Origin of the sequence: Candidatus Vagococcus giribetii, from assembly GCF_017316185.1 — a bacterium.
In the GTDB taxonomy this organism is placed as follows: domain Bacteria; phylum Bacillota; class Bacilli; order Lactobacillales; family Vagococcaceae; genus Vagococcus; species Vagococcus giribetii.
In genome coordinates this window covers 20,958-42,527 of sequence record NZ_JAFLVX010000024.1, presented here as the reverse complement: position 1 = coordinate 42,527, position 21,570 = coordinate 20,958, and the positions used below count along the sequence as shown (strand labels likewise).

The following is a 21,570-nucleotide window of genomic DNA, read 5'->3' as shown; positions in this document are numbered from 1 at the left end:
TCCTAACTTTGATTTTTTTTGAATGTACTTACTGTCAAAACAAAAAGAATTGGCGTAATCAAAATAACAGGTAATTCATACCTTAAATAGCCTTGTGTAATAGGTCCAGCAATTAGAGTACCTACAAAAGCACCTACTGGAATAAAAATAGCTACTAATTCAAAATATTTTTTTCTTAAACACAGCACAAATAAACTTAAAAAAACAAACATTTGGACACCATAATTATTAATTTGAGACAAAATAGGTAACCTATCCCAGAGTGAATAGAAAAAGAGTCTAACTTTATTTAATTTTAAAAAGACATTAGAATCTGAAAGTCCAATTACTTCATATCTTGCTAACATACCTTTTTCATCTGCATCAAGTACAACACCATTTTTATAGTAATCATTAACTGATTTATTAACATTAAACAGATTTCCATGACTTGCAGTTACTGACTCCAAAGTTACTAACGGATGAGCTAGTGTTTGTTTTGCAACTAATTTAAAATAAGCAGTCATCTCTGCATCAGTAGCGTCTTCTTTATGTGTCCTTTTCACTGCATCAGATCTTACTGGATTATAATTATTCTTTATGACATCGTAATCAAGAACACTTTCAATTATTTCTTTATCTTCTGCACTAATTTCATCTTCGTGATACTTTATATATCTAGCTGTTTGTTGAAAAGGTAGTGATAACATTTCTCTTCTATTGGGTGTTAAATCTTTCTCTGCGAATACTGAAACCAATACACGGTTCATACCACTTCCAATAAATAGAGTAGCTATCGTTAACAATACTAAAGATGTTTTTCGTATTATTCTTTTTCTGCCAACAATCTCAGCTAAAATATACACAATTAAACTTAATCCAATAAAATGAATCGTATTATATCTAAACAACAGCATAAAAATAATACTTAAACTATGATAAATCCATAATTTATCTTGAAAAAACTTTTTTTCATCTAAAAAAAACATAGCTAATGTCACAATATATAAAACAAAAAAACCAGAAAAAATAATATCTTTTGTTGCTAAAATCACTGTGCCATTTATACTAGGTAATAATGCAATTAGCAGAGAAACAGCTAATAAACTACCTGCTCTTTTAGTGAGTCCGTAAACAAGATTAATACTAAAAGAAACTAAAATAGAAACTATAAACAATTGACTAACTGTATATAGAAAAACTCCCATATTAGGATGACCTAAGAGCTGACCTATTTTTACAAACACTCCAATAAACATAGTTGACAAAACAGGGTGTGCTGCAGTCCTAGTCTGTATTCCTAAAAATTGTTCTACCTGATCTAATGAATCCCCCATAAAAACACTTGGAAAACTAGAAATCGCAATAACTAACCAAACACTAAAAATTATTACAAAACTTGTCAGAAATGGATTTTTTGCAAAATAATTAGTTGGTTTTTCTAAATTTCTAAGTTCTGGAACACTCAGCAATTTTGGTTGTTTAATATAGTTAGTCAATATACCTTGAATACCATTTAAGATAATTGTGTAACTTCCAATAGTTAGTACACTAAAAAAAACACCTACCAAATTTCCAGAGATTATTTGATTAATAGTCTTAATACCAGATTCATATATAGTTATGCTCCATGTGCAATAAGCAAAAAATAAAGATAAAGACGTTTGTAACCAATTAGTCTTAACTGATTTTTTTTGCACATAAGTTAAAAATAAATATATCCCTATTAATGAAAACAATAGTAACGTTGGATTATTAGGAATGGCTGAGTAAACAACTGCTGGTTCTTTACTATTTGCGATCACATCATATGAAACTGACAAACCTAGCGTCATTAGACATGCTAAAATAAAATTCTTCATTTCTTTCTCCATTCTAAAACAATCTATACAGAAAAAGAGAGAATATTTTCTCTCTTTTACTCATCTTTATCTTTGTCTCGATCGCCTAAACCTTTAATTCGGCGATACTTTTCTTCTTCAGGTTCTTCTTCGATTTCATGAATTTTAGCTTTTAACTCAAGCAAACGTGTGCCTTCAACTTTATGAGTTGTTAAAGTCACATTCTCCACATCAAAAGATAAAGTCTCATCTTTTTCGGGAATCACTCCAAGAGCGGTTATCACATAACCTGCCATAGTATCCACATCATTCATATCTAGATTCGTTCCAAAGATATCATTAAAGTCATCAATTGGCATCTTCCCTTGAACAATGTATTCATTATCAGCAATTTCATGATATAACTCTTCAATTGTTAGCTCATCTGACTCATCATCAATCTCACCAACAATCTCTTCTAACAAGTCTTCTAATGTCAGAAGTCCTACCACACCACCATACTCATCTAAGAGAATCGCCATGTGATTTTGAGTGCGTTTTAACTCAATCATCAAGTCATCAATAAAAATGGTTTCAGGAACAAACAATGGTTCATGAATAACTTTTAATAAATCTAAATTCTCAAAACCTGATTTTCTTGCTTCTTTTAATAAATTCTTTAAATGTAAAATCCCAATAATTCGGTCTTTATCATCATCATACACAGGAATTCGTGAGAAACTATTATCTAGGACTTTATCAATATTTTCTATTGCATCATCATGAATATCAATCATAAAAGCTTCGGTACGAGGAACCATCACTTCACGAGCTAAGGTTGTATCCATATCGAAAATACCTTTTACCATGCCCAACTCTTCAGAGTCTAGGACACCTTCATTCGTAATGATATAAGCCATTTCTTCACGTGTCATTTTTTCATTTTCATCATCAAATTTCATTGGAGTGATTTTACTAATAAAGTTTGTTGAGGCAGATAATAACCAAACAAATGGCTTCATAATAACACTCAACAAGCGAATAGGTCCCATCACAAACTTGGCAATCTCTTCTGATTTATTCAGAGCGATTCTTTTTGGATATAATTCACCAAACACAATTGAAATATAGGTTAAGACAATCAACACAATAATTTGTGAAGCTTGTTTCGCCCAAGCAACATCACCAAATAGTGGTGCTAATTTTCGTGCAAAAGAATTGGCTAATGATGCCCCTTGTAAAAGAGTCACCAAGGTAATCCCTACTTGAATGGTTGATAAAAACATGCCTGAATCATTGATTAATCTCAATAATTTAATCGATGCCTTATCTCCCTCATCGGCTTTAGCCTCCACACGATTCTTGTTAACAGACACAACAGCCATCTCTGCAGCAGCAAAAAAGGCATTGAGAAGTGTTAACACCACTAAAATTAAAACATTAAATAAAATAGACTGACTATCAGGGTCAGCGTTCATAAGCTTGTTCTCTCCTAACATAAATATAAGTTAAATATATGTAACTAATTACCATGAAATCGTATCATAAAACTAGGGTTTTGACAATTACTCAACCCCTGAATTGTCATGAGGTAATGACTCTTCTGGCATTTTTTTGCCTGATTTACTCAATTGAACCATGTCAAAAACATAAACAAAAATTGTTTTACACACAGCATAGAACGGAACACCAAGAATCATCCCTAGAAGTCCTGCCATGTTTCCAGCCACTAATAAAATAATAATGATTGTCAATGGATGGATATCTAGACTCTTACCAATCACATTTGGGTAAATAATATTGCCATCAATTTGCTGTACGATTAATACAACAATACAAGCAAAAACTGCTTTCCATGGATCAGCAAAGACTGTCACAATTACAGCTGGTGCAAGACCAATGTATGGTCCAATATAAGGAATCATATTAGTCATCCCTGCAATCACACCAAAAAGGAAAGCATAATCCACACCAATAAGCATGTAACCTAAGCTTGTTCCCACTGCCACAAATAAACACTCAATCATTTGTCCACTAATGTATTTTTCAATGGTTTCACTCATTTTTTTAAGTAGTCCAACCATTTCATTTTTATGTCTTTCTGGAAAATATCTTTCAATTGCTGGAATCATTTTATGACCATCTTTTAACATATAGAATAAAATGAATGGAACTGTGACAGCTAACATCACGACACCTGCAATAGATGACACGAATGAGCCAATCCCAGAACTTAAACCATTTAGAGACGTTTGTAAAATATGGCCGACTGAAATATTCCATTTATCTAAGTACGACTGAATATCTAGATTTTGCGCTAAAGGATGTCGACTAATTTCACTTGCCCATGTTTCTACTTCTTTGATGAAAGCTGGCATTGATTTCATTAAAGAATAAATTTGATTAGCTAAACTTGGGATTAAAGAGGAAATTGAAAATACGATAATCCCCACTAATAATAGTAGAACAATACTTGCTCCCCAAGTTTTTTTGATACCTTTCTTTTCTAAAAAGGTTACTACAGGTTTGAAACAGTAGAACAAAAATCCTGAAATTAAAATCGGTGAGAACATAGTAGTAAACATGGTTCCGATTGGCTTAAAGATAAAACTGATTTGTGTCCCAACAAGAATCAAGGTAGCTATCACTAAAAGTTCTACTGACCAGAATAATAATTTTGAATGTCTAAATCGATTGTACATTGTATTCCTCCAATTAAGGTATTTGATGATTGATTTTGTTAATCTAATTACTCTATAGTATAATATAAACTAACAAAAATTGCTTTTGTTATATGACAATTTATCTACATTTTTTTCAAAGGAGTGTTTGCAATGATTTGTATCAAAGAAACAAGTAACCTATCCTCACAAACCTATCAAGACGCTTTAACGATTAGAAAAGAGGTTTTTGTTGATGAACAACAAGTCCCACTTTCAATTGAAATAGATCAAGAAAATGTTTGCATTCACTTTGTTCTTTATGACAAAGAGGTTCCTCAAGCAACTGTGCGTATTCAAGAAAAAGACAATCTTGTTTATAAAATACAACGTATGGCTGTCTCAAAAAGCGCCAGAAAAAAAGGTTACGGCAGACAACTTATGACCTATGTTGAAGAATTTGCTAAACATAATCACATGAATGAGCTTATGTTGGGAGCTCAAGATCACGCGATTCCTTTTTACGAAGCACTGGGGTATCAGGTTTTTGGAGAGGAATACCTTGATGCAGGTATTAAACACTTCGATATGAAAAAAGAGTTATAGATAAAAAAGGAGAGAAAAAAATGAAAAAGACGTTAGGTACACTTGCTGGAGCAGCATTAGCTCTTTTTATTCTGACAAGTTGTGGTAAGAGCCCACAAGACGAATTTGTCAACTACATGGAGTCTCAATCAAAATTAACTCAAGGAACTTATGATTTTAAAGTGTCTATTAAAGATTTGGAAATGGCTTCTACACCAGACCAAGCAGCAAACCCAATCTCATCTATGTTAAACACCCAACTAAAAGACATGTCCTTAACAGGAACTATGAAAGCTGACACAAAAAAAGACAACGCTTTTGCTGTTGATATGAAAGTCAACGCTTTAGGGATGGAAATTCCCTTCAACATGATGGGAAGCTTTGGCAAAGAACCAAAAATGTATTTTGCCACAGATATGATGGAATACATCATGGGAATTGCTAGTTCTATGACTGGGACTGATCTAAGCCAAGGAACTGATTATAGTAAACTAAAAGGTAAATACATTGATGTCTTCGCAATGGACGAAGCAATGGATCAAGCTGAGTTGGCTAAAGCTGTCAAAGAAATGGAAACAGCTCAAAAGAATCAAGAAAAAATGAATAAAAAATACATTGAATTTATTAAAGGGTTAGACAAAAAATCATTCACTAAAAAAGACGATGTGATTAGTCATACCTTCACAGAAGAGGAATTCAAACAATTAATCAAAACTCTTTCTGAAGAGACTGATACTGATACAAAAGACCTAGAAGCCTTATTCAAAGACTTTGACAAACTTGATGTTAAACTAAGTGTTAATCCAAAAACTGACAAAACTTCTGCAACGATTACAATGGCTCCAAAAGCAACTGAGCTAGAAGCTGCTGGATTTAAGTCAATGAAACTTCTATTTGAAACAACTATGACAGACAAAAAAGCTGACATTGTTCTACCTAAAAAAGAAAATATCTTAACCAAAGAAGAAATGGAAACATTCTTCCCAGATACAAATGCAGAAACAGCAATTACCCCTGAAGAGTACAAAGAATTAAAAGATACTCTAGTTGAGTACAAAGATTCACTAGATGATGACACAAAAAAAGAACTGCTAGAAACTTACAAAGTTGCTTTAACAGAAGAGCAATACAAAGAAATCGAAGCGATTCTTAAAAAATAATACAAAAAGAAGCTAGAAATTAATCTAGCTTCTTTTTATTATTTTGCTTACCTGCACGATAGATATGATTACTGTCTTCTTGATAATTGTTGATAGCGCTCGTGCCAGACTTCAATATATTCGTCTGAAAAAGGGCCCTTCTTATTGTTGATCCAATCCACCAATATCTTGACATTTTCCTTCAATACATAATCAATCTCGTCTGGATAGTTCATTTGTTTACTATGAAGTTCATACTCATCCACATCTAAAAGACGTTTTTCTCCATCAGGAAAAACTTTGATATCCAAATCATAATCAATGTATTTTAGTGCCTCTTCATCTAAAACATAAGGTGAAGCCAGATTACAATAATACGACACGCCCTTATCGCGAATCATTGCAATTATATTGAACCAATATTTTGTATGAAAATACAATACAGCAGGTTCTCGCGTTACCCAACGTCTACCGTCAGATTCTGTTACTAGGGTGTGATCATTCATCCCAATAATAGAACACTCACTGGTTTTTAAGACCATTGTGTCACGCCAAGTTCGATGTAAACTCCCGTCATGCTTGTAACTTTGGATAGTGATAAACTCTCCTTCTTTAGGTACACGCATTTCTTCTATGACCCTACTTTCTTTGATCGACTGATCAATTTTTTCGCTAGGGTGTTCATTACACCAATATCACAATTATTATAGCATAATTAAATACGTATTATCACTATTTATTTCGTAATTCCTCTATCAAAGAGATCATCTTCTGTTGCGGCTTTGGAAAAGCCAAATTAGGAAAGTCTTTTGGATCAACCCATGACTGGTTTTCTTTTAACATCAGCTCAGTTTCTTCCTTTAAGAAGCCATTTCCTAATAATATATGCCACTTTCTGTGACTAAAAACATGTTTCACATCGCCTAATGGTTGTTTTAGCCAAACAACGTCTGATTGACTTGTTTCTAATGCCTCAAGAAAAGCACCTTTCATCAACCCACTATCTTCAGCGACAAAATCAAAAAGAGTTGTTTCTTTTTGATCTTCCTGATAGCCTAACCATTCTTTTTCCATCTCTTGATAGTGTTTCTTATCAACTTCTACTAAGGGGAATGTCCACATATTAGCTAATAAACCTTCAGCTAGACGTTTTTCTAGTAAGTACTCACCTTTTTTATTTTGAATACTCAAACCTAAATAGTACAAATGGACTGTTTTCACCTTTTTCTTTTTCACAGGAAACTCCTCTAAGCGATTTTGCTTATGTGCTTCATACAAATCTCTTAAAGGATCAATCTCAATTTTAGGAGAAGTTGGGGTACAGATAGTTGCGCCTAAATCCATCAACGCTTGATTAAAGTCTCCAGGACGCTCATGGCTAATAGTCTCACGTACTTTTTGTTCAAATATTTTTCTTGATTTTGGATCCGCAATATCATCTTCAATGCAAAATAAGCGACTATACACACGCATGACATTGCCATCGACAGCTGGCTCTGGTAAATCAAAAGCAATACTAGCAATCGCCCCTGCTGTGTAAGGTCCAATTCCTTTTAAACTCAGTAAGTCTTTCACATTATTAGGCATTTGACCATCGAATTTTTCTACCATGGTTTGTGCTGCACTTTGCATGTTACGGACTCTTGAATAATAACCTAAGCCTTCCCATGCTTTAAGCAACTTGTCCTCATCTGCCTCAGCTAAATCTTTAATCGTTGGAAACCACTCCATAAAGCGATGAAAATAAGGAATCACGGTTACCACTTGAGTTTGTTGGAGCATAATTTCTGATACCCATATCCGGTAAGGGTCTTTGTTTTCTCGCCAAGGTAATAATCTTTTTTCTTTATCATACCAAGCTAAAAGCTTATCTCGCATCTCTTGTTTTTGTTCTTCTGTCCACTCAATTATGTCTTTACTCGTTGTCATCTGCCATCTCTTTCTCTTCTATGTATCGATTAATCACGTCAAAATCAAATCCTTTTTGAAATAAGGATTGCTTGATTTTTTGATTTCGTTTGCTTCTATCTAGACGAGCGTGCTTACGCCACAACTTGTCTCCTTGAGCCACAAGTGTGTCCCACTCATCATCTTCATCTTTTTCTACTTCTAGGTTAGACATTACTAGATTAATCACATCACTACTATACCCTTTTGTAAATAGATGTTGTCTCACTTTTTGTAGTTGCTCTTTATGACTTTTTGCTTGATATTTCCTTAATGCTTTAATCGCCAATTTAGTTGCTGCTTCTTCTTGATCATCAAAGAAAAATTGCTCTAAAGATTTTTCAATATGCTCTTCACTAATACCTTTTTTTATCAAGCTTTGCTTAATCTGTTGTGGTCCTTTATCTTGGGTCTTCATCACAGTCCTCACATAACTTTCAGCAAAGACTAAATCATCTAATAAGTTAATCTCTTTTAACTTATTAATCACGTAACGAATTCCTTCTGAAGAAATTTCTTTTTTCTTTAAGTGGTCTTTAATCTCTTTTTCTGAGCGTAGTTGATAGTTTAAATAGGACAAGGCCTGTTGATAACCAATGTCTAATTCAGCTTCCTTTTCAATTGTCTCTAACGCTTCGCTTGTTATTTCTTCACCTTTTAATAGCCTATAACGAACTAAGGTATCTTCTGATACACTGATTCGTTTACCACTCTCAGTCGTTAGTGTATACTGATTATTTTTTAATTTACGAATTGATTTGATTATTTCCATATGTCTTCACCTTCTGTTATCTTGTCTTGTAACTATATCATATTATGAAAAGTTATTCTAAAAGAGACCATCAAAAAAGGCTACAACACAATCAGGTTGTAACCTTTCGAATCATTAGTATCTAAACTCTCTGTATTGGCTATAGTAGCCATGAAGTGGTCTTTCTTGCATCTCTAGTAACTCATCAATCGTCACAAACTCATACCCTTGTCTTCTTAGATTATCAATCATTGTAGGGACTGAATTAACAGATGGTTGATGAATATCATGAAGCAAGATGATTGCCCCATTATGGACTGTTCGATTCACCACATTATTGATGGCTACTGGGTTACGAGATTCCCAATCTCGTGTGTCCACACTCCACGTAATCGAAGGTTTTTTAACTGTATTTGAGACGAAACGATTTGCAGCTCCGTATGGTGGACGATATGTTTTTGGTAATTTACCTGTCGCAAAATAGATAGCTTTATCTGTACTTCTCATTTCATTAATAATCTGAGCTCCAGATAAACCTGTTAACTGTGGATGAGAGTAGCTATGACTACCAATCTGATGTCCTTCATTAACTACTCTTCGTGCTACTGATGGATTAGCATTGACACTGCCACCTAACATAAAGAAAGTTGCTTTCACCTTCTTTTGTTTCAACGTGTTAAGTAACTGTGGTGTTGTATATGGATTAGGTCCATCATCAAAGGTCAGTGCCACATACTTTTTATTTCTATTTAAAGATGGGATAGCTCCTTTTATCTCACTTTGAGGAAGCATGCGGTAATTAACAGCTGGAGCAATCTCTTTAGGAGTTAGTTTCACAGCATTTGTACCGACATTTTTGCCTTTTAATGAGACCACAAAATAGCCACCTTCATAAGTAACATCTCGTCGATTAATCGTACTCATACTCAACACCCGATCAATCACATTTCTTGGATTACTTGATGTATCAAGTATCTTTTGTTGAATGACTTGATGAACAGCTAGTAAGCTTTCTTGATTAGGGATTAACTTGTTCATGTCGTAACTTTGTTCTGCATTAGCATTGATATATCCTACCCACTTGTTACCATCATATAAACTAAAGTAACGAGCACCACTAAAATGGTAGTAAATGCCTTTTGCCGTATAGGTTTTATTTTTGACATTCACATTCTTTTTATCCCCATTAAAATTACGATACACATTATAATTTCTACTAGACATTGTGACACGTCTACCGTAAGAATGATAAATCCCTTGGCTTCCTGCAGCCAAGGTTACAGCATTTTTATTCACATAACCCAGCCATTGATTCTTATTGTTGTAAAGGGAGTAGTACTCTGAACCATTATAATGATGATAGACTCCTTTAGCATAAATCGTTTGATTGGTGTACTTATTGGTTTGATTTTTTTTCTTCCATGAAAAATTTTGCCAAGTATTGTAATTATTATTCGTGACAGATACATACCGATTAAATGATCTATAACTACCTTCAGGACCATTAGCCACTGTTGCTCCATTAGCATTTAGGTAACCTAACCAGTACCCTTTGTTGTCATAAACACTTAAATACTTGTCTCCATTAAAATGATAGTAAATGCCTCTTGCCAGGAAAGTTTTATTCGCAAATGTTTTAGTATTATGGCGTTCAGTCCAATTAAAGCTACTCCAGAGTGAATAGTTTTGATTTTTAATAGTGATATATTTATTGTAAGAGACATACTCTCCTTGTGCGCCACTATCCTTTGTTGCTTCACGACTAATGAATCCCACTAGTTGATCTTTATTATTGTAGAGCGATAGGTATTCACTACCATTTGTATGGTAGAAAATCTCTTTAGCTTTAAAGACTTGATTTTTATATTGATTCGCTTTTGCTTTTGGTTGCCATGAAAAATCTTTCCAAATGTCATAGTCTTTAACAAGAATGACATACTTATCATAAGAAATAGGAGCACCTTGACGTCCTTCTCCTACTGTCACAAAATCTTCATTCACATATCCTTTGAATTTGTTATTCAGATCATATAAACCAACATAAGTATATCCATTATGATGATAGAATTTAGTTTTGGCTAAGTAAGTCTTATTGCCTATTTGAGACGTGTTGCCCATTACTTTAAAATCAAAATTTTCATAGACTTCTTTATTTTTCGTCGTAACAGTCACATATTTGTTAAAGGCTACCTCACTACCTTCTTCACCAGAAGAAAGGGCTACATTTGTTTTATTCACAAATCCAATAAACTCATTTTCTTTGTTGAATAAACTGACATAAGTTGTACCACCTACAGTAATTTCTTCTTGAATGCGGTAAGTTTTCCCTTCAACGTCCTTATTGTCTTGAGTTGTTGATAAGGTAACATCTTTAAACACCACACCCTTAAAGTCATTAGCTAGTGTCCCATACTTATCAGACTCATTACGCAAAACATCTGATTCATAAATGAGCACTGATGATTTATCACTTCTAGTCCCTTGATACACTTTACCTAATTCACTAGAAAACAACTCATCAAGTATTAGGAGTTCTTCACCAATTGGTTGTGGGTCTTTTTTCTCCCATGCATCTTCTATACTAGAGTAATACACACTATCCGCTAACTTAGAGACACCGTATTTTACTGGAGAGAATTTTTCTGATGTCATCTCAACTAGAATTTTCTCTTCATCCTTATTACTTTCACTTGTCTGCTGTGTCTCTGCTTGTTATGACGATTCATTTGTTTGACTTTCTTCCGTTGTTGAAGTCATCTCTACCGGATGTTCTGATGAAGATGCTTTTGTTTCACCAAAAGCATTTGTTGAATACATACCTAACAATATTACTAACGTTACTATAGCAATTCCAATCTTTTTCATTTCACACCACCTCTCCAATTATACCAATTAGCAGTGAAAAACAATACATACTATAACAATAATTATTTTTTATCTATTAAATATATTAATAGTTATCCATACAAAAAACAGACCTAATCACTAGGTCTGTTTAATCATTCGTAGCTATTTACTTGCTAAATAAAATAGTTGGATCAGCAAATGTATTGTTTCGCAATTTTAAATGCGCTTCCTGTCCAAAAAAATACTTTGGTGTTAATTCATAGTAAAACAATGTCTCTAATTGATTATCTGGAAAACTCTTCTTAATCGCATCATTTGTGTATGCTAAAAGAAGTGTGCTATCCGTCTCCTTCGTTACTTTATAAGCTTCTGTTTGATTCTTTAACTCATCAACAGTTTCATTTGGGATGCCGTCTTTATTTACCTCTAAATAAGGTTGAACATCTTTTGTTTTATATCGATTACTGCCCACACTATATAAGTCACCTTTAAAAACTAGTGACAAATTAGGGTTCCCCGACAGATTTTTAATCGTAAATTCTGACTGTTTACCACTATTATTAATTTGGTAAGTTCCACTTTCAGCATCAATCCATTTCCCTGACATCTTTGAAGTAAAGGGATAAAAAACCAGTAAGCCATATACTAGAAACATGATAATTAATGCAATAGAACCGATAAGGACATTCTTAACAATTGACAGACTCGATCCTTTTTCTTCTAATTCCTTAAGCTCTTGTTCCTCTTCAGGCGTTAGCATGATGTTTTGTTCTTCCATAAGTTCATTCCCTCGATTTATTTTCTTTTACTTGTTTTTTTACGACCACTACTTTTACGTTTCTTTCTTAACTCTTTTTTACGTTTCATTTCTTTATTCTTCTTAACTTTTCTATAAACAATGTATAGAATAATTAAAATTAATAACAGAATAAGACCAATAATAATGTATAACCATTTGTTATCTTTATCTAAATCAATCGCTTTTTCATTTAATTTTTTAGCTTCATCAGCTGTGATTTTAAAATCTTCTTTCCATTCCCATTTCTGACCAGTCGCTTTAGACTCTGCCGTCATGAATAAGGTATAATCTCCTGATCTAAAAGGTTGGCTTTCCCAACTGATATCAAAGTTAAAATTTGAGTTAGGAGCAAAACGGTAGTTCTCTACAGAAGACTTATGTAAAACTTCTGTTTGACCTTTTTTTGTCACATGTGCTTTGTATTCAATTTCTTCTAATAGTTGTGGTTGATTGTTTTGTACATTAGCCTTAACAACATTTCTACCACCTGTTTGACCTGGAAATACTTTGATTAAGTCTAATTCAGCCTTAACTTCTTTATCATTTTCAGATAAATTCAAACCAACTGTATAAGCGACTTTATTCTTAATTTGCATACCGCCACCAGATGACTCATCTTTACTATCCTCTTCATCTGCTTTAGACACACGGATACCACCAATAATCATACCGTCAAATTCTTCTTTTGGCATATCTAGCTTAATTTTTATTGTTTCTTTACTGTTCTTTTTAACAACTACCTTGTCTGGTGCTGTTGCGACATCTGAAAGAGCTAATTTTAATGAATTATCACGTTTATACTCTTTCCCTCTATCTGAATAATCAATACTACCTGAATCATTTGTTGTACCGTTATTGATTTCAATTTTAACTGTTTCATCTTTGTCAGAAGGATTATTTAACTCAAATTCTAATTCTTGCTTCTGACCTGGTGTCATTCTTAAATCATAATAAGTTACCTCTTTATTATGTTGGTTTTCAGGTAAAATGGCATTTACTGAAACTGCCATATTTCCATCTGCTTTGACGGTTAAACCGTTAATACTAATAAATAATACCGATAATACTAATAGTTGAATCAACTTGCTTATTTTTTTCATCGTTCATCATCACCTTATATCCTATTTTTTAAAAACCAAAGAGATATTGTTTTTCCAATATCTCTTTGTCAAAATTAAAGTACGTCTTCTAAACTCCAAGTAATCTCGCCATTAGTATAATTACCTAATTTATTACCTGGATTAATATCAATATAGATCCCTGCTTTTGTACTAAGATCTTTTGGTAATAATGGAATTCTATTAATAATCTGATTTGTTTGTGAATCAACTTCAATTTTTTTAAACGTATTGTCTAACTCAATTGCTTGAGCTCCTGGTTTTGGTACGTAGTAGATTGAACCTCTAAACGTATCAGTACCATTTTTCATTTCTTTACTTTGTTTAGCTGAAAGCTTCCAAATACCACCTTCACCTTGTGTATTGATGACTTGCATTTTCATTTCTTTATCATCTGAATTACCATCTCTAGTAATTTTAGGTCGAATTTCTGATTCTCCCAACACACTCAATTGATGACTTCCAAAATCAAAGGTTTCTGGATAATCTAGCATTACTTTACCATCATAATAAAGCTCCACAATAAAGTCTTTGTTTGGTACTTTACTATGATCCGTTTCAATTTGATTATCTACTTTTACTACTGTTTCTAAATAATCATAGCCTAAAACTAGTTCATCTCGATAGCCCTTTAATATATCTGAAAAATTATCAGATACTTTGACTTTTTTGGTTTTATCATTAATTTCTTTCAAATCTTTGTCATTTAAATCCACTAATTTTTCTGTTGCTCCTGTAGGTGTTTTTAAGAAATATTTCACTGTCATGTTTACTTCTTCAGTCACTTTAACCGTTACAGGAACTTCAATAGGTGAACCAAACTCCTTACTTTCAACTACAACAATGAAAGTTACATCTCCATTCCCTTTAAATACAGGTGGTTTGTTGTCTTTAAATTTAGCTTCATATCGATCAAAAGCAAAATCAGGTTGACTAATGTCCTTCACATACTCACTAGCCGCTTTTGGTGTGTCTCCTGAATTAACTGACAGACCCTCAACCGCTTTAGCTGTAATTGTTGGAGAATATTCAATAATTTGTTTCTCTTTTGAGATTGGATCTTGAACTTCCCTTAGTTCCGTTGGGTCATTGTGGACATCCCAACTATTGAAAGCTGTAATATCAAAAATAAAAGACTTAGTTGGTTTGTCATAATAAGTCATAATTCCATCAGTTGTTTCATTCGTAATAACTGGTGAACTTTGCTTAATCTCTACTTTTTTCCCTTTTAGATCCCAAGGTACTGGGTCTTTAAATAACACTTTAAATTCATTTTTTTGTTTATCAATTGTTAAAGTATATAAGTTTTTATCTAACAAAGCACCGTCAGCATATACAGATAAATCTTCTTCCTTTACATCAATATAAGGATTGAAAGTCGTCACGATTTCAACGTTATCGGCTTTATGGCCTTGACTAACCATTTTTTCGAACATCTTTTGTTCAATGATTGGTTGGTAAACCAACTCAGCTTTTGTATGTGCTTCTTTATCTTCCTCAGGAATAATTTTAACAGGATCGTAAATAATCTCATCTAAATCAGATACCTTTAACTCGATATCTGCTCTCCCAATATCATTTTTCCCTAACTCTTGACTAGCATAAGAAAAATACCAACCTGGATGGACTGGATAACTATCTTTAATTGCTCCTGTTACTGGATCTCTGTATTTAAGTCGTTCTCCTTTTTTCTGAGAGGGATCAAACTTAGGTACATGAGAAGTTTCTGAGCCTCCAATCCTATTCCAATTTGTTGGGTAGGTGAAACCTGTATCATCAATATTATAAATATTGATATTGTCTACAGGCTGACCATTATTAGAATTGTTAGTATAAAAGGCTACATAATAATTAGCTCCCTTTAAATGACTTAAATCTGGCTCCTCAAAATAAACTCCCTTAGTATCTCCCAATGTCTTCATTTCAGAACTTTTATGAATATTATTAATATCCATATGAACTGTATAAAAAGAGTTAAAATTAGTCTGCTTGTCTAAGGTATTCATGTACTCTAAAATCATACGTGCTTTACCTTTACCATTCGCAGATTCTACGGTAACTTTTATAGGTATTTCTTTTCCTGTTCCAAATTTGTACATACCATATGCTTTAGCAGAATGTCCATCTCTACTAACATAATACTCATCAATTTGAGAAGAATTTAAAATATTAGCAGGTACATTATTCTCAACTTTATGATCTTGAAATGTTGCTAAACCAAATCCTGAACCTCCATAAATAGGATCGTCTCCTCCTGTTTCATAGAAATAAGAGTAAGAAGTTGGTTGAATATCATCAAAATTCTTATTATAGGTAATTACCCTAGGAAACATTAGGCCAACTTTTTCATTTCGATAGTCAATATTAATTTTTGATCCCGGAGTATTTTGACGACTTGTATTAGTAATTTTAGACAAAGTATCTCCAGCATTTTGATTTCCAAAAATCATGAAATTTCTAACTTCAGTTGCATCTGAAATTCGATTGGTGTCGATTTCAATTGGTAATACTTTATTCACTAATTCAAAATCATCTAAATCTTCTCCACTTTGTTTATCCATTTCTCGATAAATTGATGACTCATCTTTTTCTAATTTCATATCACCAAAACGGACTTTCCAATGCAATTTTACAGATTCATTCGGCTTTGTATTTTTTACATCTGTCTTCATTCTCAAAGACCTATAATTTCCGGCTGCACTGACTTTTGTATTAAAAGCAAATCCTTTTTTATAAGGTGTATCTACTAAAGAGTCATCTCCTACAGCAGCTTTACTCTCTGCTGAAGTGTATCCTTTTTCAAATCCTTCACCGGTTACTGTATTAGTAGTACCACCTCTATTAAATCCATTATACGAGTTAGTTAAGTTAGTAGTACCCAGTACCCAATTACTTGGACCATCTTCTGTTTTATCAGGAAATAAAATTGCGTTTTCAACATCATACTTCGGATCCCTTCCGGCCTGGATAATAGAAATCCCTTTATTATCACCTAACGCTTGAATAGGACCTACAGTTGTCATATTTGTTCCAGCTATAGCGCCATTAGTACTGATAAGAGTTGTGTACATGATTGCCAGATCTCTATCCGAACCAGTACCATTTGTCACTTCAGCAGTCACATCAACTTCATTAGTTTGTTCTGAACTAATAAGTGTGTACTCAACAATGTATCTCTCATCAGGATTAGTATCACTAAAGGTAGGTTTTGCTAAACTTAATACTTTTATCATCTCATCACCATTAGATAATTTTTGATAATAATAGTTAGTAGAATTTGGATCCAAATAAATTATTTGATTACTTGCCGTTCCAACTGAAGGGCGGTAGATGGATAAAGTCGAATATTTATTATTAACATCAAGATAGGAACCAAATGTTGATGTCGCATAATTTCCATTGGTAAATTCAGACATTACATTAACAAATAAAGAGCCTGTATTAGATGCTGATCCATTACCTAACACTGTTGATTTTGACATAGGAGCTCCCGTTTTTTCATCAACAGGACCTAATGTAATCCGTTGATTAAATGGAACAGCAGTGTCCTTTTTGACTTCCCGATTGATGATTGGCATTTCATCACTTTTATTATAATCTGTTTCCAATACCTTTCCTCGTTCATAAAAATAATCAGGAACATCTGATTGGTAATAAATAGTAATAACTTCCCCGTCAGGATTATCCGTCAGGATATGTTTAAATTTTAAATTAGTCGTATTATCTGACCGTTCTAATTTTTCAGTTCCAACATAAGCACCTGTATACTTATAATATTTTTTATTAACAGTATCTGTTACATAATATGTCCCTAAGATAACAGTTGAAATGTCTGTTCCAACATTATTAACATATTTCTTAGGCATATAGGTTCCTGTAACAGGTATTTCCTTATTGGTGTACTGATCTACGTGTTTAATAAGGTATTTTTGCCTAACATCTACTGTAAATTCACTGACAATTGACTCACCTTTTTTACTCTTATCCTGATTGTAACTAATAATCTGAGTTTTAAAAGTCTGTTTACCTGTAACCAATTCATTTAATGGTATGTAAAGTTTATGAGTTTGACTATAAGTATTTGTTGTATTTTTTATATAGGTGTCTTTGGCAACTACTTCATCTTTATCATTATAGATAAAAATATCTCCACCTACCGAATCAATCCTATCACCATCATAGATTTTAATCCTGATATCCGGTTCCACAGTTCCTTCTCGTTCTATTTCTGTTGGATTCCACACTGTTGGGACTGAGGTAGGAACAGTGTTGATCGTACCTGCAAAAGTTAAAGTTGGATTAAACCCAACTGCGACAAGGAGTCCAAATAATGCAGATAATAAAATATATTTTACTCTGTTTTCTTTTAAACCATGCATTCACTCTTTCTCCTTCCTTTAATTTTTACATAGAATCATGTTAAATTGTATCTTCTAGAGTCCACGTCACATCAGCTGAATAATCTTCACCAATTGTTGGTGCATCACTGGCTGGTACAAATAATCTTACTGAATCACTTGTTTTGATGAAATCAGTTTCATAGTCTTTTGTATTATCATAATTTTTTTGGAATACAAGTGATGAAGCTGAACCATCTGTTTTTTTACCTTGACCTTTCACAGTCTTCATAATTTCTAAGCTGTCATCACTTCTTAAGCTTAAGTAACCATCTGTAGGTAATTTAGCTACTGGTGCTTCAAGAATTGAACTTGCTGAAGCATTCTCATTATCTTGATTTAACACGTTATTTCTTGATTCAAAATCTTTGATTTGGATTGTTGTGTTTTCCAACTCTTTCCCATTAGTTTTCCCTATAAATTTACCAGCTTTCACACTTACTTTATATTCTGCATTTGTTCCTCGTAAATTCACTACTTGAATAAATGGTGGTAAATGTTTAATGTCTCTTCCATCATTTTCATTAAACATTTTTTTTTCGTTTACTGGGTCGTATGATTGATATGGGATAGTGTGTTGTAAGTTATGGTAACTATCAGTAGAAGATACTTCCACACTACCAAACTCAAAATTAGGAACAAAAGAAAATCTGAATTTACCATCTAAAGTTTGTTTTCCTTCCTTTTCTTTAATCGTAATCCATTCATCGTAAGTACCTGGTTTGATTAAGGCAAATGGGCCATTTGGATCTGTTGGTCCACCTGGCTCTACAAAGCTTACGCGACCTTTTGTATCCGTACTCTCAGCAGCACTTACTTCTTGATTAACTGCTGCAAGAGCAACAACTGATAACAAACTAACACCTAATACTTTAACTAATTGATTGTTTTTCATTTCTTTTCCTCTTTTCTTATCTTATTGTATCTTCAAGTTCCCATGTAATAGTAGAAACATAATCTGCCTTTTTAGGTTTATCTGTGGCAGGCACATGTAAACTAACTGATTCCATCACATCATCTTTGCCGTAGACTTTTTTAGGGCTATAGTCTTTTCCAAAAACAATAGATGAAGCAGAACCTCTTGTTTTCTCGCCATTGGCACTTGAGAAAACGATAGTCGCATCACTTTGTTTGGTAGGAATCGTTAAAGCTTTGTCAGGTAAACTAGATAAATTAGGAACACTTAAGTAATTAGCTGCAACAGCATCTATGTTTCCATAACCTTCATTAGATGTTCCTTTATCCCCTTTATCTAACATCGTATTTCTTCCTGATAAATTTGCTAATTTGATACGACTATCAATTAACTCATGCGTTGACGATTTAAAAGTAGTCGCCCAAACATATACTGAAAACTGATGATCGTCACCACTTTCATTAATCACTTGTAAGAAAGGTGGCATATACTGTTCGGTTTGAGAACTAGCTGGATCACTTAATTTATAAGGAATTGTCTTAGCATAATAAACTTGATCCGTCACAGAAATTTCACCTTGTCCAAAATTGAAATTTGGCACAAACGACAATCTCAAGCCACCAGCTGTTCGGTTCCCCATACTTTTATCAATAGTAATTAACTCTTTTTCAGTCCCTGGCTTAATTAACTCAATCGGGCCATCAATCGGACCATCACCTTCAGTAAATTTAATTTTGCCATCAGTCTTTCCTTCAACAGGAGCTGCTGAGGTTATGGTTTGGTTAATTGCCAAACCCATCAATGAGAGTGATAAAAACGTCACTATTTTTTTATAATTCTTCATTCATCTCTCTCCTTTTTACTACGGCGCGACAACTAAGTCCCAAACTAAGTCAGCTTTATAAGTAACTCCTGAAACTTTCACATCTTTTGCAGGCGAGAATAGTTTCACTGCCTCATTTTTACCTGTACGATTAGCTGACACTTCACCGTTAAATTGATCGTCTTCTGCAAAGACAATACTTGTTTTAGTTCCATTAGGCGTTTTTCCTTTAACAGGATCAATACTTTGTGTTGATTGTCCTAATTCAATACCAGTTGTTGTAATTGGAGTCCCTTTTCTAACACCACTTGTTTCATTTTTTACATCTGTTAAAGTAAAAATGTCTTTTGTCATTTTTTGAGCTTCAACAGGGTCAATATGATCAGAGTTAGAGTTGTATGCTTGTGTATTAAACAATGTAATCATTGTATTAGGTAACTCAACATCTTTAGCACCGTCTTTTCCTTTAAAAACAGTTTGCTTAACATTAACTCGCCATTTAGAAACTGATTTACCTGATTCATCTGTTACTTGAGCGTATTGTGGGTAGTCTTTGACATCTTTTGCAGCTCCACTTGGATCAATTGTTACTTGATCTTGCCAAGCTGTTGGGTAATAAGAATCTGCTGAACTAATTTTTTGTGTTCCAAAGTGAAAGTTTGGTACCCATTCAAGTCGTAAAGAACCTTTGCCCCAGCTACCATCTAATTTGTTAGGATCATTAGGGTCTTTTGAATTAGTAATCGGTACTTGAGAACCATCCTTTGGCTCTCCTGGATTCCCACCCTCTTTGTCATCGTTTGCTTCAAACGTTACATCTCCATATGTGCTTGCTGAATCAGCATGAGCTGTAAAAGGTACCGCTCCTAAAATAATCGTTGATAATACTAGTCCTGAAATTAATGTCGTTTTTTTCATTGTTTCCACTCCTCTTGTAGTTTAGCTTTAAATTGTATCTGATAAATTCCAAATTAAGTCTGTTGAATAGACAGAATCCGTTACTTTCATCCCTGGTAAAACCTCAAGCATTACCGCAGGATTTCTTTCTTCAACCTCTTTTTGCTTAGACCCATTATTTACTTCTTGATTAATTGGATTTCCTGTTGAACCGATACGAACACTCCAACTACCAAAACCAGTTCCTGGTACTGCTGTTACAATTTCAACACCTGAATTATCTGATGTTGAAATTTTAGTGTATTTAGATAGCTCAGTTCCCACCAAATCATTTTTTACAGTGGGTTTTTCAGCAATTCCTGAATTCGTACGAATTGTCATATCATTGATATACAAATTAGCTTTCATAGAATATTTTTTATCAGGTGTTTCGAAAATACCATTATTCGCTAGACTAACCTTCCAGCCTTTTGCACCACCACGTACGTCATCTACTTGGAAGAAACTTGCTCGTTTTTCTTTCTGTTGTGTCTCTTTAATAACAACATTTGTATAGCGTGCATAATAGTGTGCGTTACCTTTAGCTTGAATCATGTTATTATCACCAAATTTTAGGTTGGGAACATAAGCAAATTTCAATGCACCTTCCGTTTTGTCTCCTCCATCTTCTGGTGGATCAATTTCTTCAGGCACTTCTGGATCAACAGGATCTGTCTTATCACCTGGGTCATCAGGTCCACCTTCAGAACCTTTTCCATCTTTAAGTTGAATATCGCCTTTTGTTTTCCCTTCAAAATTCTCTGCATTAGCTGTTAAAGTTGTACCTAACACAAGAGAACTTAGAAGCATTGTAGAAATAACTATCTTTTTCATATCTTTGTCTCCTTAAATT

Annotated in this window: 17 protein-coding genes; 2 read left to right on the top strand and 15 right to left on the bottom strand. The window is 33.5% G+C overall.

Features of this window, described 5'->3' with window-relative positions; genetic code table 11:
• Nucleotides 1-2: 2 nt before the first annotated feature.
• The 3 genes from DOK76_RS09690 to DOK76_RS09680 form a co-directional block, all read right to left on the bottom strand.
• The gene (locus DOK76_RS09690) at nucleotides 3-1,841 is read right to left on the bottom strand and encodes a DUF6020 family protein (RefSeq protein WP_206967219.1); all 1,839 of its coding nucleotides are present in this window, start codon (nucleotides 1,839-1,841) and stop codon (nucleotides 3-5) included.
• 56 nt (nucleotides 1,842-1,897) lie between these two features.
• Nucleotides 1,898-3,277 carry a hemolysin family protein gene (locus DOK76_RS09685; protein WP_206967217.1) on the bottom strand — a complete coding sequence of 460 codons (1,380 nt, stop codon included), beginning with the start codon at nucleotides 3,275-3,277 and terminating at the stop codon, nucleotides 1,898-1,900.
• An 87-nt stretch (nucleotides 3,278-3,364) separates the two neighbouring features.
• The gene (locus tag DOK76_RS09680; RefSeq protein ID WP_206967215.1) at nucleotides 3,365-4,501 is read right to left on the bottom strand and encodes an AI-2E family transporter; all 1,137 of its coding nucleotides are present in this window, start codon (nucleotides 4,499-4,501) and stop codon (nucleotides 3,365-3,367) included.
• 132 nt (nucleotides 4,502-4,633) lie between these two features.
• Between DOK76_RS09680 and DOK76_RS09675 the strand changes: the two genes are divergently transcribed.
• Together DOK76_RS09675 and DOK76_RS09670 are read left to right on the top strand one after the other, a co-directional pair.
• Nucleotides 4,634-5,065 carry a GNAT family N-acetyltransferase gene (locus DOK76_RS09675; RefSeq protein WP_206967213.1) on the top strand — a complete coding sequence of 144 codons (432 nt, stop codon included), beginning with the start codon at nucleotides 4,634-4,636 and terminating at the stop codon, nucleotides 5,063-5,065.
• Nucleotides 5,066-5,085: 20 nt separating this feature from the next.
• On the top strand, nucleotides 5,086-6,204 hold the full coding sequence (locus DOK76_RS09670) for a hypothetical protein (protein ID WP_206967211.1): 1,119 nt from the start codon (nucleotides 5,086-5,088) through the stop codon (nucleotides 6,202-6,204).
• A 68-nt stretch (nucleotides 6,205-6,272) separates the two neighbouring features.
• Here the strand turns inward: DOK76_RS09670 and ntdP are convergent, their stop codons facing one another.
• The 12 genes from ntdP to DOK76_RS09610 all read right to left on the bottom strand — a co-directional run bounded on the left by ntdP (nucleotide 6,273) and on the right by DOK76_RS09610 (nucleotide 21,551).
• Nucleotides 6,273-6,809, bottom strand: coding sequence for a nucleoside tri-diphosphate phosphatase (gene ntdP / locus DOK76_RS09665; protein WP_206967210.1), 537 nt, complete (start codon nucleotides 6,807-6,809; stop codon nucleotides 6,273-6,275).
• A gap of 106 nt (nucleotides 6,810-6,915) precedes the next feature.
• Entirely contained in the window at nucleotides 6,916-8,112 is a 1,197-nt protein-coding gene (mutY, locus tag DOK76_RS09660; protein ID WP_206967208.1) for an A/G-specific adenine glycosylase, read from the bottom strand.
• Nucleotides 8,099-8,902, bottom strand: coding sequence for a recombination regulator RecX (gene recX, locus DOK76_RS09655; RefSeq protein WP_206967207.1), 804 nt, complete (start codon nucleotides 8,900-8,902; stop codon nucleotides 8,099-8,101). The genes mutY and recX overlap by 14 nt, the downstream gene beginning before the upstream one ends.
• Before the next feature lie 114 nt (nucleotides 8,903-9,016).
• Nucleotides 9,017-11,533, bottom strand: a complete 2,517-nt coding sequence (locus DOK76_RS09650) for a polysaccharide deacetylase family protein (protein ID WP_206967205.1) — start codon at nucleotides 11,531-11,533, stop codon at nucleotides 9,017-9,019.
• Between the two features lie 60 nt (nucleotides 11,534-11,593).
• Entirely contained in the window at nucleotides 11,594-11,746 is a 153-nt protein-coding gene (locus tag DOK76_RS09645) for a hypothetical protein (RefSeq protein ID WP_206967203.1), read from the bottom strand.
• A gap of 148 nt (nucleotides 11,747-11,894) precedes the next feature.
• Nucleotides 11,895-12,506 carry a hypothetical protein gene (locus DOK76_RS09640; protein ID WP_206967201.1) on the bottom strand — a complete coding sequence of 204 codons (612 nt, stop codon included), beginning with the start codon at nucleotides 12,504-12,506 and terminating at the stop codon, nucleotides 11,895-11,897.
• Nucleotides 12,507-12,523: 17 nt separating this feature from the next.
• Complete coding sequence (locus DOK76_RS09635; RefSeq protein WP_206967198.1) at nucleotides 12,524-13,627, bottom strand: WxLIP family cell surface protein; 1,104 nt, start codon at nucleotides 13,625-13,627, stop codon at nucleotides 12,524-12,526.
• A gap of 74 nt (nucleotides 13,628-13,701) precedes the next feature.
• Nucleotides 13,702-18,024 (bottom strand): hypothetical protein, encoded by a 4,323-nt coding sequence (locus DOK76_RS09630; protein ID WP_206967197.1) that lies wholly within the window; start codon nucleotides 18,022-18,024, stop codon nucleotides 13,702-13,704.
• A 40-nt stretch (nucleotides 18,025-18,064) separates the two neighbouring features.
• On the bottom strand, nucleotides 18,065-18,937 hold the full coding sequence (locus tag DOK76_RS09625) for a WxL domain-containing protein (protein WP_206967195.1): 873 nt from the start codon (nucleotides 18,935-18,937) through the stop codon (nucleotides 18,065-18,067).
• A gap of 16 nt (nucleotides 18,938-18,953) precedes the next feature.
• Nucleotides 18,954-19,802 (bottom strand): WxL domain-containing protein, encoded by an 849-nt coding sequence (locus DOK76_RS09620; protein WP_206967192.1) that lies wholly within the window; start codon nucleotides 19,800-19,802, stop codon nucleotides 18,954-18,956.
• Nucleotides 19,803-19,820: 18 nt separating this feature from the next.
• Nucleotides 19,821-20,699, bottom strand: coding sequence for a WxL domain-containing protein (locus DOK76_RS09615; RefSeq protein WP_206967190.1), 879 nt, complete (start codon nucleotides 20,697-20,699; stop codon nucleotides 19,821-19,823).
• Between the two features lie 27 nt (nucleotides 20,700-20,726).
• Nucleotides 20,727-21,551: a WxL domain-containing protein gene (locus DOK76_RS09610; protein ID WP_206967187.1), complete on the bottom strand. Its 825-nt coding sequence runs from the start codon at nucleotides 21,549-21,551 to the stop codon at nucleotides 20,727-20,729.
• Between the last annotated feature and the right edge of the window lie 19 nt (nucleotides 21,552-21,570).

Bases quoted from the DNA above. Each gene is read 5' to 3' on its own strand.
- recX (WP_206967207.1), bottom strand. From the start codon at position 8,902: ATGGAAATAATCAAATCAATTCGTAAATTAAAAAATAATCAGTATACA.
- DOK76_RS09610 (WP_206967187.1), bottom strand. From the start codon at position 21,551: ATGAAAAAGATAGTTATTTCTACAATGCTTCTAAGTTCTCTTGTGTTA.
- DOK76_RS09640 (WP_206967201.1), bottom strand. From the start codon at position 12,506: ATGGAAGAACAAAACATCATGCTAACGCCTGAAGAGGAACAAGAGCTT.
- DOK76_RS09630 (WP_206967197.1), bottom strand. From the start codon at position 18,024: ATGCATGGTTTAAAAGAAAACAGAGTAAAATATATTTTATTATCTGCA.
- DOK76_RS09620 (WP_206967192.1), bottom strand. From the start codon at position 19,802: ATGAAGAATTATAAAAAAATAGTGACGTTTTTATCACTCTCATTGATG.
- DOK76_RS09615 (WP_206967190.1), bottom strand. From the start codon at position 20,699: ATGAAAAAAACGACATTAATTTCAGGACTAGTATTATCAACGATTATT.
- DOK76_RS09635 (WP_206967198.1), bottom strand. From the start codon at position 13,627: ATGAAAAAAATAAGCAAGTTGATTCAACTATTAGTATTATCGGTATTA.
- mutY (WP_206967208.1), bottom strand. From the start codon at position 8,112: ATGACAACGAGTAAAGACATAATTGAGTGGACAGAAGAACAAAAACAA.
- DOK76_RS09625 (WP_206967195.1), bottom strand. From the start codon at position 18,937: ATGAAAAACAATCAATTAGTTAAAGTATTAGGTGTTAGTTTGTTATCA.
- DOK76_RS09685 (WP_206967217.1), bottom strand. From the start codon at position 3,277: ATGAACGCTGACCCTGATAGTCAGTCTATTTTATTTAATGTTTTAATT.
- DOK76_RS09650 (WP_206967205.1), bottom strand. From the start codon at position 11,533: ATGACATCAGAAAAATTCTCTCCAGTAAAATACGGTGTCTCTAAGTTA.
- ntdP (WP_206967210.1), bottom strand. From the start codon at position 6,809: ATGCGTGTACCTAAAGAAGGAGAGTTTATCACTATCCAAAGTTACAAG.
- DOK76_RS09645 (WP_206967203.1), bottom strand. From the start codon at position 11,746: ATGAAAAAGATTGGAATTGCTATAGTAACGTTAGTAATATTGTTAGGT.
- DOK76_RS09690 (WP_206967219.1), bottom strand. From the start codon at position 1,841: ATGAAGAATTTTATTTTAGCATGTCTAATGACGCTAGGTTTGTCAGTT.
- DOK76_RS09670 (WP_206967211.1), top strand. From the start codon at position 5,086: ATGAAAAAGACGTTAGGTACACTTGCTGGAGCAGCATTAGCTCTTTTT.
- DOK76_RS09680 (WP_206967215.1), bottom strand. From the start codon at position 4,501: ATGTACAATCGATTTAGACATTCAAAATTATTATTCTGGTCAGTAGAA.
- DOK76_RS09675 (WP_206967213.1), top strand. From the start codon at position 4,634: ATGATTTGTATCAAAGAAACAAGTAACCTATCCTCACAAACCTATCAA.